This is a genomic window from Sphingomonas lenta, assembly GCF_002288825.1.
In the GTDB taxonomy this organism is placed as follows: Bacteria; Pseudomonadota; Alphaproteobacteria; order Sphingomonadales; family Sphingomonadaceae; genus Sphingomonas; species Sphingomonas lenta.
The window spans coordinates 105,233-117,504 of the sequence record NZ_NSLI01000002.1; the positions used below are offsets into that span (position 1 = coordinate 105,233).

A 12,272-nucleotide genomic window follows, 5' to 3' on the forward strand; every position below is an offset into this window, starting at 1 on the left:
ACTTATTCCGGCATCCATCGTCGTGCGTACGATCCCGTCGGAGTGCGCGTACGACGATGGACCCCGGGACAAGTCCGGGGTGACGTCGCATGTGCCGGGAAGTGCGCCCCTATCCACCCAGCAGCCGCGCCGCGTGCGCCGCATGGTAGGTCAGCACCCCCGAACACCCCGCCCGCTTGAACGCGAGCAGCGTCTCCAGCACCAGCTGGTCGCGATCTCCCGCGCCTGCCGCGGCGGCGGCCTCGATCATCGCGTACTCGCCCGAGACCTGATACGCGAACACCGGCACCTGGAACTCCGACTTCACGCGCAGGATGATGTCCAGATAGGGCAGCCCCGGCTTCACCATGACGCTGTCCGCACCCTCGGCCAGGTCGGCCGCGACCTCGCGCAGCGCCTCCTCGGCGTTGGCGGGGTCCATCTGGTACGTCCTCTTGTCGCCCTTCAGCAACCCGCGGCTGCCGACCGCGTCGCGGAACGGGCCGTAGAAGCCGCTGGCGTACTTGGCGGCATAGGCCATGATCTGGACGTTGTGCCGCCCCGCCCCTTCGAGTGCATCGCGGATCAGGCCGACGCGACCGTCCATCATGTCGGACGGCGCGATGATGTCCGCGCCCGCCTCGGCCTGCGTGAGCGCTTGGCCGACCAGCACCTCGGCGGTGGCGTCGTTGAGCACATAGCCCTGCGCGTCGACCAGCCCGTCGTGACCGTGCGTCGTGTACGGATCGAGCGCCACGTCGGTGAGCACGCCCACATCGGGCACCGCGTCCTTGAGCGCACGGATGGCGCGACAAATCAGGTTGCCGGGGTTGAGCGCCTCGCGCCCGTCGTCGGTGCGCAGCTCGCGCGGGGTGTTCGGGAACAGCGCGACGCACGGGATACCCAGCTCCCGCGCCTCCTTCGCCCGTGCGACGATGCCGTCGATTGACCAGCGTGACACGCCGGGCAGGCTCGCGATCGGCTCCTCCACGCCTTCACCCTCGACGATGAACAGCGGCCAGATCAGGTCGGCGGGCGTCAGCACGGTTTCGGCGTGGAGCCGTCGGCTCCAGGCATGCGCGCGCGTGCGGCGGAGGCGGAGGGCTGGATAAGCTGCCGACATGGCGCGCGTCATGCGGGATCGTGCACCCGTTAACAAGCGTTACGCCCGCGCAACCTATCCGGAAACCGCATGCGCGAAATCAAATCGGCCGCCCTCGTCGTCAACGCGCGCTCGCGGAAAGGACGCAAGCTGTTCCGCCGCGCGTGCCGGCGGCTGCGGTTATTGCCCTACCCCGTCGCCGCCTATGCGGTGAAGAACCCGAAGGACTTGTGCGACGTGGTCGCGCGCGCGCTTGAGAAGAAGCCGGACCTGCTGATCCTGGGCGGCGGGGACGGCACGATCAGCGGGCTCGTGGACCAGATGGTCGGGCATAACGTCATGCTGGGCGTGCTGCCGCTCGGCACCGCCAACAGCTTCGCGCGCACGCTCGGCATCCCGCTCGACATCGACGGCGCGATCGACGTGATCCGCCAGGGGCATGCGCGGCGCATCGACCTCGGGATGATCGACAAGGACTATTACGCCAACTGCGCCGCTATGGGCATCTCGCCCCAGATCGCCGAGACGGTGCCGCACGACCTCAAGAAGTATTTCGGGCGCGTCGGCTATCTCGGCTGGGCGGCGTGGCAGTTTACGCGGTTCAAGCCGTTCACGCTCATCGTCGAGAAGGGCGACCACAAGGAGCGGCTGCGCGTCGTCGAGGTCAGGATCGCCAACGGGCCGTACCACGGCGGCACCGAGCTGGTGGACTCGGCGGAGGTCGACTCGGGCGAGATCGTCGTCCAGGCGGTGATGGGCCATGTGAAGCGGCGGCTGGTGAAGAACTGGTTCGCCTCCGTCATCCGACACAAGTCGCGCCACGAGGACGTGCGCGAGTTCCGCGGCAAGAGCTTGCGCATCGACACGGAGCCGCGGCTGCCGATCTCGATCGACGGCGAGGTGCTGGCGCATACGCCGGTCACCGCGCATATTGCGGCCGGCATCATCGAGGTGATGGCGCCCGCTACGCCGCCGGCCTGAGCGTGCCCGCGGGCTCCGCGTTCGCCTGCGCGCGCTTCTCGCACTCGTCCTCGCCCGGCACGGCCATCGCCGCGCGCCGCCATGGGCCGTAGCGGTAGTAAAGGGCCGCGCCGATGACGTTCGCCGCCGACCCGATCGGGAAGCTCCACCACAGCGCGTCCGGCCCGAGCGCTGGCTGGAGTGCGGCGGCGAAGCCTAAGCGGATCGGGAACATGGACACGAACAGGATGGCGAGCGGACCCCACACCGCCCCGTTCGCGCGCACCACGCCGAACAGCACCATCGTCGCCCCGAATAGCACAAAGCCCCAGGTCGCGAGCGCGTTGACGTGCTCGGCGATGGGCAGCGCCGGGCTGTCCCCGCCGACGAACAGGCCGAGGATCTGACGGTCGAACAGCAGCAGCACGCCTACCATCGCGCCGGTGAGGAGCAGGTTGTAAACGAGACCCGCGCGCGTGATCTCGCCTACCCGGTCCCATTTGCCCGCGCCGATGTTCTGCGCCGCCATGGCGGAGACCGCCGCGCCGATCGCGAGCGCGGGCATCTGGACATAGGCCCACATCTGCAGCGTCACGCCGTACCCTGCGGCGGTGTGGACGCCGAGCCGGTTCACCAGCCCGAACATCGCCAACCCCGCGACCGAGATGACGATCATCTGCGCCCCGATCGGCAGGCCCTTGGCGACGATGGTGCGCGTCAGCCGCGCCTCGGGCAGCACGTAGCGCAGTTCCGCGCCTCTCAGCCGGAGCGGCAGGTCGCGCTGGTGGATGTACGCGGCGAGCCCGATCGCGGTGAGAGCACCGCCGATCAGCGTCGCCGCCGCCGACCCCGCGATGCCGAGCTCGGGAAACGGTCCGAGTCCCAGGATCAGCAACGGGTTCAGCGCCGCGTCGAGCACCACCATCAGCCCCATGAACCATAGCGGCGTGAGCGAGTCGCCCGACCCGCGCAGGCCCATGAACATCAGCACCAGCATCATCTGCGCCGGCAGGCTCGCGAAGATGACGCGCAGATACGCGATCGCGCCGTCGAACGCGCTCGGCGGGGTGGCGAGCGCGTCGAGGATCTCGCGCGTGAACACCCAACCCAGCGTCGCAACGACCAGCGACGCGGCGAGCACCAGCCCGATCGCCGACCCGAACGCCCGCCGCGCCCCCTCCACGTCGCGCCGCCCGAAGCTCTGGCCGACCAGGATCGTCGCCGCCATGCCGAACCCGAACACCGCGCCGAACATCAAGAACATGATGGTGTTCGCGTTCGACGTCGCCGCCAGAGCGTCCTCGCCCAGGAAGCGCCCGACCCAGATCGCGTTGATCGAGCCGTTCAGCGATTGGAGCACGTTCGACCCGAGCGTCGGCAACGCGAAGGCGAGCAGCGTGGACGCGATCGGCCCGGCGGTCAGGTCGCGCTGGCCGGGCCGGGCCGGGGGTGCGGAGGCGGGGGCTGAGTCGGAAGCGGAGGCCATGCCGTCACCCTACCCCGTCACCCCGGACTTGTTCCGGGGTCCATCGTCGTGCGCACGAAACCTTCGAGGGCGCGTACGACCGCTCGCGCCTACGCTCGCAGGCAGTTCGCCCGAACAGCGATGGACCCCGGAACAAGTCCGGGGTGACGAGGGTGGGAGCGGGTCACCCCAATCGCGCCAACGCCGCGCTTAGCCGCTCCGCTTCCGCCGCCTTCTCCGCGTAGTCCGCCCGCGCCTTTTCCACCGCCTCCGGCTTGGCGCGCTCGACGAAGCTCGGGTTGTTGAGACGTCCCGCGAGCGAATCCCGCTCCTTCTTCGCCGCCGCGATCCCCTTGGACAAGCGCGCGCGCTCGGCGCCCAGGTCGATCACGCCTTCCAGCGGCAGCACGAACGTGGCCTCCTCGACGACGACCTGCGCCGCGCCGCCCGTGGGCGCGACGCCGTCGGCAAGGTCGACGCGCGCGAGGCGTGCGATCGCCGGTGCCTGCCGCCGCAGCCGCTCGACCGTCTCCGCCGACGCGTCGCGCGCGTGCAGCGCGAGGCGTGCGCCCGGAGGTACGTTCAGCCCCGTGCGCGCCGCGCGCACCTCCGACACGAGCCGGATCAGCCACTCCACCTCCGCCCCGGCCGCCGGATCGAGCGCGCGAGCGTCCGGCATCGGCCATTGCGCCACGATCAGCTCGGAGCGGCCCGGCTTCAGCCCGTGCCACAGCTCCTCGGTGATGAACGGCATGAACGGGTGGAGCAGCACCAGCACCTGATCGAGCACCCAGCCCGCGACCGCCTTGGTCTCCGTGTCGATCCGGCCTCTCTCGACTGCGCTCGAGACAGGCTTGATCAACTCCAGATACCAGTCGCAGAACTGGCTCCAGACAAACTGATAGATTGCGTTCGCGGCGGCGTCGAAGCGATATTCGGTGAGCGCCAAGTCGACCGCCTGCACGGTACGGACCGTCTCGGCGATCACCCACTTGTTCACCGCCAGCGTCGCCGCGGGCGGCTCCAAATGATCCGAGCCGCCGATGCCGTTCACCTGGCAGAAGCGCGCCGCGTTCCACAGCTTGGTCGCGAAGTTGCGATAGCCCTCGACGCGCTTCTCATCCATCTTGATGTCGCGGCCCTGGCTTTCCATCGCCGCCATGAAGAAGCGTAGCGCGTCCGCGCCGTAGCGGTCGATCAGGCCGAGCGGGTCGACCGTGTTCCCCTTCGACTTCGACATCTTGGACCCGTCCGCCGCGCGGACGAGGCCGTGGAGGTAGAGCGTGCGGAACGGCACGTCCTCCATGAAGTGTAGCCCCTGCATCATCATCCGCGCGTCCCAGAAGAACAGGATGTCGAAGCCGGACACGAGCACGTCGTTCGGGTAACGCCCGCCGAGCGTGCGGTCGTCGGTCTCCGGCCAACCCATCGTCGCGAAGGGCCAGAGCGCGGAGGAGAACCAAGTATCGAGCACGTCCTCGTCCTGCTGCAGGCCGACCCCCTCGCCCGCCTCCGCTTGCGCCTCCTCGGCCGTCTCCGCCACGAACACGCGGCCGTCGTCGGCGTACCAGGCCGGGATGCGGTGTCCCCACCAGAGCTGGCGCGAGACGCACCAGGGCTGGATGTTCTCCATCCAGTTAAAGAAGGTCTTCTCCCACGTCTTCGGCACGATGCGGATGCGGCCCGAGCGCACCGCCTCAATCGCGGGCTGGGCCAGCGTCGCCGCGTCGACATACCATTGATCAGTCAGCCAGGGTTCGATCACTACGCCGGAGCGGTCGCCGAACGGCGTCTGGATCACGCGATCCTCGACACGCTCCAGCGCGCCGTCCGCCTCCAGCATGCCGATGACGAGCTTGCGCGCCTCGAACCGGTCGACCCCGACGAGCTCCGCCGGGATCAGCCCGTCCGCCGTCTGCGTCACCCGCGCCTTGGCGTCGAGCATGTTGAGCATGTCGCGCGCCTCGATCCCCGCGCGGCGGCCCACCTCGAAGTCGTTGAAGTCGTGCCCCGGCGTGATCTTCACCGCGCCAGAGCCGAGCTCAGGATCAGCATGCTCGTCGGCGACGATCGGGATCAGCCGTCCCGTGATCGGCAGCCGGACCTGCTTGCCCACGAAGTCGACATAGCGCGCATCGTCCGGATGCACCGCGACCGCCATGTCGGCCAGCATCGTCTCCGGCCGCGTCGTCGCGACCGATATGTGGCCGGAGCCGTCGGCGAGCGGGTAGGTCAGATGCCAGAACTTGCCCTGCACCTCGCGCGTCTCGACCTCCAGGTCGCTGATCGCGGTGCCGAGGCCGGGATCCCAGTTCACCAGCCGCTTGTCGCGGTAGAGCAGCCCTTCGCGGTGCAGCTGCACGAATACCTTGATCACCGCGGCCGAGAAGCTCGGGTCCATGGTGAACCGCTCGTTCGCCCAGTCCATCGAGCAGCCGAGCCGCCGCAGCTGCCGCGTGATCTGCCCGCCCGACTGCGCCTTCCACTCCCACACGTTCGCGACGAACTCGTCGCGCGTCATGTCCGTGCGCTTCACGCCCTGGCTCGCCAGGTTGCGCTCGACCACCATCTGCGTGGCGATGCCGGCATGGTCGGTGCCGACCACCCACAACGCATCCTTACCCTTCAGCCGCGCGTGGCGGACCAGGATGTCCTGAAGCGTGTTGTCGAGCGCGTGGCCGATATGGAGCGAGCCCGTGACGTTAGGCGGCGGGTTGACGATCGTCCACGGCTCCGCGCCTGGACGCTCAGGGCGGAACAGGCCGTTCCGCTCCCAATGCTCGTACCAGCGGGACTCGATGGCGGCGGGGTCGAAGGTCTTGGGCAGCTCGGTCATGCGGCGGGGCTGTAACGAGCCCGTCCGCGCGCCGCCAGACTCAGGTGCGCGCGCCCGGCTTGTCCAGCACGGCGCGGATGCGTTCATTGAGCTCGGTGCGGCGATAGGGCTTGCGGATCAACTCGTACGACTTCGCGCCCTCGTCGATCGCGTCGTCGGCGAAACCGGTGGTGAGCAGCACCTGGGTATGCGCGTAGTCGCGGCGGACCACCTGGGCCAGCGCGACGCCGTTCATCCCGGGCATGAGGATGTCAGTGAACAGCAGCTGGAAGTTCGCGTCGCCCTTCAGCACGTCGAGCGCGGCGCGGGCGGAGTTCACCAGCACGACCTCGTAGCCGAGATCCTCCAGCACGGCGCGACCGAGCTCGCCGACCTCCTGCTGGTCCTCCACCATCAGCACGCGCTCGACGCCGCTCTGGGGCCCGAACTGGATCGCCGTCGGCTTGCGCTCCAGCCCGCCGCTCGAGCGAGGGAAGTAGAGCAGGAACTCGGCGCCGCCTGGTGCGCGGTTCTGCACGGCCGCGAGTCCGCCCGACTGCTTCATGAAGCCGTAGACTTGGCTGAGGCCAAGGCCCGTGCCCTTGCCCATCTCCTTGGTGGTGAAGAACGGGTCGAAAATCTTGTCGGCGACCTTGGCGTCGACGCCGGGTCCCGTGTCGGCCACCGTGAGCAGCACGTACTCGCCCGGATCGAGCCGCTGGGCCGAGGGGCTGCCGTCCGGCAGGACGACGTTGCGCGTGGTGATCGTCACCTCGCCCGCCCCCTCCATCGCGTCGCGCGCGTTGGACAGGATGTTGAGCAGCGCCACCTCCGCCTGCACCGGATCGATGCGGCAGTTCCAGAGATTGTCCTCGAGGTCGCGGCGGATCTTCACGCCCTCGCCCGCCGTCCGCTCGATCACCGGCCGGAAGTCCGCGATGAGCGAGTTGAAGTTCATCAGGCGGTCCCGCAGCTCCTGCTTGCGCGCGAAGGCGAGCAGCTGCTGCGTCAAGGTGGAGCCGCGCTGCGCCGCGGCGGAGATCGCGTCGACGGCCCGCTTGGCCGCGCGGTCGCCCGCGTCGATCCGCGCGTCCAGGATGTCGGTATAGCCCTGGATCACTTGGAGCAGGTTGTTGAAGTCGTGCGCGATGCCGCCCGTCAGCTTGCCGACGGCCTCCATCTTCTGCGCCTCGTGCAGCGCCTCCTCCGCCTCGCGGCGGCGGGAGATGTCGAGCTGCGACCCGAAGAAGTAGAGGAGGTCGCCCTTGGCGTCGTACACCGGCGACACGAACAGCGCGTTCCAGAAGGTCGAACCGTTCTTGCGATAGTTGAGAACCTCAACCGCGACTTCCTCGACCTTCTCCACGGCGGCGCGGATCTGGGCGATGACGGCGCGGTCGGTCTCGGGGCCCTGCAGGAACCGGCAATTATGCCCGACGATCTCCTCCTCGGTATAACCGGTCATGAAGGTGAACGCGTCGTTGCAGAAGATGATCGGATTGTCCGCCTGGTGCGGATCGGTCACGATCATCGGCATGCGCGTCGTCTTCACCGCGGCGAAGAAGATGTCGTGCGGCGCCTTATGCGGCGGCGCCGTGTTGTCGATCTCGACCGAGCCGTGGTGCTGCGGCGCGTCCGGCGAGACGGCCCCGCCGGTCAGCGTCGTCGTGTCCGCTCCAACGAAACCGCTCTTCTCGTCGCCCACTACGCTCGTCTACTCATTGAACCCGTCCGCTCGTTGAGTCCTACTCGCTCACTGAGCTTGGCCGGCGATCCTGGCGATCTCGCGCGACACCATCCGCTCGACCATATCGGGCAGGTGGGCGTCCATCCACTCGCGCAGCATCGGGCGCAACATGTCGCGCACGAGGCCCTCGAGCGTGCCGTCGCCCTGCGGTTCGGGTTTGATCATGAGCCGCGACAACGACTCCAGAGCACCGCGGGTTGCATCGGCGGCCGCCGGCGACAGCAAGGTTTGCGCGGAACTCGCCGACTGTTGCACGGGCGCAACGGCTTCTTCGGTGGCATCCGGCATGGCGGCGTCTTCTTCGAGTCGCACGTGGGAAGCGACGGGCATGGGATCACTCAGCTCCAGGATCTCTTCTTCATGGGCCGGCTCCGCCCCGAGCGGCGGCTCGGGCTCGGCGGCTACCGGCGGGGGCGCCGCCGCGGCCGCGCGCGCCCCGGCGCGGCGGCGTCCCGGCGGGCTATCGCCCTCTTCGGCGATGATGCGTTTGATGGAGGACAAGATCTCCTCCATCGACGGCTCGGCGCTGATGTCACCCATTGTTCGACCCCCGGCGGCATGACGCGCGCCGTCCGCTCACTGGCGGTCGGGCGCATCCTCACCTGTGGTTAACCGCGTGCTCCTGTCAACCGCGCTGTTGAGCAGCGGATCGAGCGGGCGCGTGACGTCGGCGCGCTGGCTGGGCGTGTTCGCCGTCGAGGTCGCGACGGGCATGGGCCGCGGGTCGCTGTCGAAGTCGATGAAGCGCGCCCGGACGCGGCGGTAGTTCACCTCCGGATCATAGAGCTGTCCGCCGCCAAGCCCCAGGTCGCGCGCCTCCGCGTTGCCGGTCGCCGCCAGGAGCGAGAAGCCGGCGACATAGGCGTCGCGCCTGGCCGTCACGAGCGTCACCTGGCTGTTCAAGAGCTCCTGCTCGGCGTCGAGGATATCGAGCACGGTGCGCGTGCCGACGCTGTTCTCGGCGCGTACGCCCTCCAGCGCCAAGCGGTTGGCGGCCACCGCCACCTCCGCCGATTCGATCACCTGGAGGGAGCCCTGGTACACCGCGAACGCGGAGCGCGCCTGGGCGACGACGTTGCGCTCGGTAGCGGTGACGTTCTCTATAGCCTGGCTCTCACGCGCCTGCGCCTGACGCACCTGAGCGGCGGGTCGCCCGCCCTGGAAAATCGGGAGCGTCACGCCAATCCCGGCGTCGGCCGCTCTCGCCGAATTCGGGATGTTGAAACCGCCGGCCACCGACGGAATGGAGCCGAGGAAGCTGCTATAGCTTCCCCCCAGCGTCGCGTTGACGCTGGGCAGGCGATTGGCGCGGGCCACGCTCACGTCGAACCGGCTCGCGTCGCGGTCGCGCCGAGCCGCCAGCAGCCCGGGATTCTCGTCGAGCGCCACGGCGACGGCCTGGTCGGGCGTCGCGGGAAGGTTCGGCAGCGGCGGCGGATCCTGCAGACGGCCCGGCGGCTCCCCGATAATGCCGATATAGTTCTCCCGGCTGGAGATCAGCTGCGCCTCCGCCTGCTGCAGCTGCGCGCGCGCTTGCGCGAGCCGCGCCTCCGATTGCGCCACGTCGGTGCGGGTCAGGTCGCCCACCTCGAACCGGTCGCGGCTCGCCTGCAGGTTTATCTCGAGGACCCGCACGTTCTGGCGGTTGAGCGCCACCACGGCCTCGTCGCGGATCACGTCCATGTACGCGGCGACCGCGTTGCTGAACAGCTGCGCCTCCGTGTCGCGCAACCGCGCCTGCCCCGCCTCGACGCGCGTCTCGGCCGCGCGCACGCCGTTGCGCACCGCGCCGCCCTGGTAAAGCGGCACGCTCAGCTGCGTTTGCGCCAGGAACTGCCGCTGCGCCGCGAGCAGCTGGTTCCCAGGAATGATCAGGTTCTCGGTCGCCTGGGCCTGCGCGTTGACGCCCGGGAGCCCCTGCGATCGCGCGATCGGCACGTTCTCGTCCAGCGCGCGCTGCGCTGCGCGCTGGCCGGTCAGCGTCGGGTTGCCGCGATAGGCGAGCAACAGCGCACCCGCCAAGGTCTGCGTCGCCCCGGGCACCGGCGGCTGCGGCGCTTCCACCCGCTCGGGCGCGGGCGTCGGCGTGATGCCCTGCCGCGTCTGCGCGCCCACCGGAGCCGCGGTCGCGGCGAGCGCCGTCCCCGCTAAGATCATCCAACGCGTCACTAAGCTCGAGCCCCCCGGCTTGATCGTTAAAAGGTGAAGCGCCGCGGACGGCTGAAGCCGGGCAGCACCGCGCAATCCATGTCGGCGAAAGCGACGAGCCCGAACCCGCCCCTGCTCCGCCGTCCGCTCGCCAGGCGGATGACGTTCTGATCGACGAGGCCGGTCACGACGCGGCCGTCGGGCTTGACCTGCTCGAGCAGCACGTCCGGCACGAACTCGACCGCGCCGTCGATCATCAGCACGTCGTAGGGCGCACCCGCGGGCCAGCCTTCCTGCAGCGGCGCCTCCACGATCTCGACCTGGGACTCCGCCCGCAGCGCGTCGCGCGCATGGGCCGCCAGCGCCGGATCGCTCTCGACGGCGACGACATGCGCCACCAGCTCCGCCAGCACCGCTGCGGCGTACCCGGTCGCCGCGCCGATCAGAAGCACGCGGTCGTCGGGCTCCAGATACGCCTCGGTCAGCAGCCGCCCCGTCGAGACCGGCACGTTCAAGTAACGGCCCCGGCCGAGCGCGAGTTGCCGGTCGAGATAGGCGAAGGCGCGCTCGTCCTCGGGCACGAAGCGCTCGCGCGGCACCTTGCCCATCGCCAGCACCACGCGCGGGTCGTTGACCGCGTTGGTGCGCAGCTGGCTCGCGACCATGGCCTGGCGCATGCCCTCGAAGGTCTGCGGCCGCGGAGAGGAGAGCGTCGTCGTCATGGCCCCTTTCTGTCGCACAACTGTTATACCTGCGCAATACACCTTTTCACGCCCGCCTCTCTATCCCGGAGCCGCCGCGCCGTCGAGGCGTGGCGCGCGCTGGCCGCGAGGTTGACAGGCCGACGCGCCGGGTGCAGTGCCGCCCGCTCCGGCCCGATGGCGGAGTGGTTACGCAGAGGACTGCAAATCCTTGCACGCCGGTTCGATTCCGGCTCGGGCCTCCACTCCTCCCCCGCATCATGGACATTCCTACGCAGGATGCGTGCCAGAGCCGCCGCCCTTCACCTGGGTGCGCGCGCGGTCGCGCTCTGTCCGGAAACGGACATCGCCGTTCGTTTCCGGACGCCGGCTAGGCCATCAGGCGAGCGAGCAGGTCGATCAACGGCTCGTCGGCCGGTGGCATGGGTAGGGCGCGCATCTCGGCGGGCCGGACCCAAGCCAAGCCGCTCGCCTCGACCGCGCGCGGCTCCCCCGTCCACTCGTCCACGACGTACAGCAACAATATCAGGTGCCGCTCCCCCAACGCCGCGCTCGCGAAGCATGCGGGCCGGACACACGCGGGATCGACGACGATCTCCAGCTCCTCCGCGAGTTCCCGCACCAGCGCCCGCTCCGGCGACTCGCCCGGCTCCACCTTGCCGCCGGGGAACTCCCACAAGCCCGCCATCGCCTTGCCGGGCGGTCGTCGCTGCAGCAGCACGCGGCCGTCTCCGTCGACCAGCGCCGCCGCGACCACCGGTAGTAGCGTCGTCGGAGCCTCCAAGTTCTTCGCCATTCGTTAAGCTCCCGCTCCTATGCTCGCTCCATGCGACCGCTCCGCCCCTTGCTCGTCCAGTTTCGTGCGTTTCTCGAGGACAAACGCGGCGGAACCGCCATCGAGTACGGCCTGATCGCCGCGCTGATCGTGATCGCCATGATGTCGGCGCTGAGCGCGTTCGCGGACACCGCCATCGGCATTTGGAATTTCGTCGGCAACGCCGTCGTCGACAGCGACCCGACCACCTGAGCGCCTTAAACCTTTATCAATGCCGACGCCTTACTTCCCGATTCGCTGTTCCGGCATCCTCGGGCCAGCCGGGTGACTGAAGTTCGAACATCAAGGAGACCGGTATGAAGTTCCTTCGCAAGCTTTTCCGCGACGAGAAGGGCGCCACCGCCATCGAGTACGGCCTGATCGCCGCCCTGATCGCCGTCGCCGCCACCGTCGCCATGGGCGCGCTGGGCAACACGCTGACCAACACCTTCAACAAGGTCGAGGAGAAGATGCGCACCGCCCCGAACAACGGCGGCGCCGCGGCGACCCCGGCGGCGAGCTGATCGCCCGCCCACGTCGC

Annotated in this window: 11 protein-coding genes and 1 tRNA gene; 4 read left to right on the forward strand and 8 right to left on the reverse strand. The window is 69.2% G+C overall.

Annotation, left to right across the window (positions count from 1 at the left end; genetic code table 11):
• Window positions 1–109: 109 nt before the first annotated feature.
• Window positions 110–1,102: a porphobilinogen synthase gene (hemB, locus tag CKY28_RS03690; RefSeq protein ID WP_095997611.1), complete on the reverse strand. Its 993-nt coding sequence runs from the start codon at window positions 1,100–1,102 to the stop codon at window positions 110–112.
• A gap of 69 nt (window positions 1,103–1,171) precedes the next feature.
• On the opposite strand from hemB, the gene CKY28_RS03695 reads away from it, so the two are divergent.
• A complete protein-coding gene (locus tag CKY28_RS03695; protein WP_095997009.1) occupies window positions 1,172–2,062 on the forward strand; it encodes a diacylglycerol/lipid kinase family protein in 891 nt (296 codons plus the stop codon).
• On the opposite strand, the gene CKY28_RS03700 is transcribed toward CKY28_RS03695, so the two are convergent.
• The 6 genes from CKY28_RS03700 to CKY28_RS03725 form a co-directional block, all read right to left on the reverse strand.
• Complete coding sequence (locus CKY28_RS03700; protein WP_095997010.1) at window positions 2,046–3,527, reverse strand: MATE family efflux transporter; 1,482 nt, start codon at window positions 3,525–3,527, stop codon at window positions 2,046–2,048. The two genes, CKY28_RS03695 and CKY28_RS03700, sit on opposite strands and share 17 nt — an antisense overlap.
• Window positions 3,528–3,690: 163 nt before the next feature.
• On the reverse strand, window positions 3,691–6,342 hold the full coding sequence (locus tag CKY28_RS03705) for a valine--tRNA ligase (protein ID WP_095997011.1): 2,652 nt from the start codon (window positions 6,340–6,342) through the stop codon (window positions 3,691–3,693).
• 40 nt (window positions 6,343–6,382) lie between these two features.
• Window positions 6,383–8,026, reverse strand: a complete 1,644-nt coding sequence (locus CKY28_RS03710) for a histidine kinase famiy protein (RefSeq protein ID WP_245841577.1) — start codon at window positions 8,024–8,026, stop codon at window positions 6,383–6,385.
• A 48-nt stretch (window positions 8,027–8,074) separates the two neighbouring features.
• Window positions 8,075–8,608 carry a DUF2497 domain-containing protein gene (locus tag CKY28_RS03715; RefSeq protein WP_176472945.1) on the reverse strand — a complete coding sequence of 178 codons (534 nt, stop codon included), beginning with the start codon at window positions 8,606–8,608 and terminating at the stop codon, window positions 8,075–8,077.
• Between the two features lie 36 nt (window positions 8,609–8,644).
• Window positions 8,645–10,225, reverse strand: a complete 1,581-nt coding sequence (locus tag CKY28_RS03720; RefSeq protein WP_176472946.1) for a TolC family outer membrane protein — start codon at window positions 10,223–10,225, stop codon at window positions 8,645–8,647.
• Between the two features lie 38 nt (window positions 10,226–10,263).
• Complete coding sequence (locus CKY28_RS03725) at window positions 10,264–10,938, reverse strand: protein-L-isoaspartate O-methyltransferase family protein (RefSeq protein ID WP_095997013.1); 675 nt, start codon at window positions 10,936–10,938, stop codon at window positions 10,264–10,266.
• A gap of 150 nt (window positions 10,939–11,088) precedes the next feature.
• Between CKY28_RS03725 and CKY28_RS03730 the strand changes: the two genes are divergently transcribed.
• Window positions 11,089–11,162: transfer RNA gene (locus CKY28_RS03730), tRNA-Cys, on the forward strand.
• 125 nt (window positions 11,163–11,287) lie between these two features.
• On the opposite strand, the gene CKY28_RS03735 is transcribed toward CKY28_RS03730, so the two are convergent.
• Window positions 11,288–11,713 (reverse strand): (deoxy)nucleoside triphosphate pyrophosphohydrolase, encoded by a 426-nt coding sequence (locus CKY28_RS03735; protein ID WP_095997014.1) that lies wholly within the window; start codon window positions 11,711–11,713, stop codon window positions 11,288–11,290.
• Between the two features lie 30 nt (window positions 11,714–11,743).
• On the opposite strand from CKY28_RS03735, the gene CKY28_RS03740 reads away from it, so the two are divergent.
• Both CKY28_RS03740 and CKY28_RS03745 read left to right on the forward strand, forming a co-directional pair.
• Entirely contained in the window at window positions 11,744–11,944 is a 201-nt protein-coding gene (locus tag CKY28_RS03740) for a Flp family type IVb pilin (RefSeq protein WP_095997015.1), read from the forward strand.
• A gap of 104 nt (window positions 11,945–12,048) precedes the next feature.
• Complete coding sequence (locus CKY28_RS03745; protein ID WP_095997016.1) at window positions 12,049–12,255, forward strand: Flp family type IVb pilin; 207 nt, start codon at window positions 12,049–12,051, stop codon at window positions 12,253–12,255.
• Window positions 12,256–12,272 lie beyond the last annotated feature (17 nt).

Coding starts and splice junctions, on each gene's coding strand:
- CKY28_RS03700 (WP_095997010.1), bottom strand. CDS start 3,527: ATGGCCTCCGCTTCCGACTCAGCCCCCGCCTCCGCACCCCCGGCCCGG.
- CKY28_RS03715 (WP_176472945.1), bottom strand. CDS start 8,608: ATGGGTGACATCAGCGCCGAGCCGTCGATGGAGGAGATCTTGTCCTCC.
- CKY28_RS03695 (WP_095997009.1), top strand. CDS start 1,172: ATGCGCGAAATCAAATCGGCCGCCCTCGTCGTCAACGCGCGCTCGCGG.
- CKY28_RS03740 (WP_095997015.1), top strand. CDS start 11,744: ATGCGACCGCTCCGCCCCTTGCTCGTCCAGTTTCGTGCGTTTCTCGAG.
- CKY28_RS03705 (WP_095997011.1), bottom strand. CDS start 6,342: ATGACCGAGCTGCCCAAGACCTTCGACCCCGCCGCCATCGAGTCCCGC.
- CKY28_RS03735 (WP_095997014.1), bottom strand. CDS start 11,713: ATGGCGAAGAACTTGGAGGCTCCGACGACGCTACTACCGGTGGTCGCG.
- CKY28_RS03720 (WP_176472946.1), bottom strand. CDS start 10,225: ATGATCTTAGCGGGGACGGCGCTCGCCGCGACCGCGGCTCCGGTGGGC.
- CKY28_RS03725 (WP_095997013.1), bottom strand. CDS start 10,938: ATGACGACGACGCTCTCCTCTCCGCGGCCGCAGACCTTCGAGGGCATG.
- hemB (WP_095997611.1), bottom strand. CDS start 1,102: ATGTCGGCAGCTTATCCAGCCCTCCGCCTCCGCCGCACGCGCGCGCAT.
- CKY28_RS03745 (WP_095997016.1), top strand. CDS start 12,049: ATGAAGTTCCTTCGCAAGCTTTTCCGCGACGAGAAGGGCGCCACCGCC.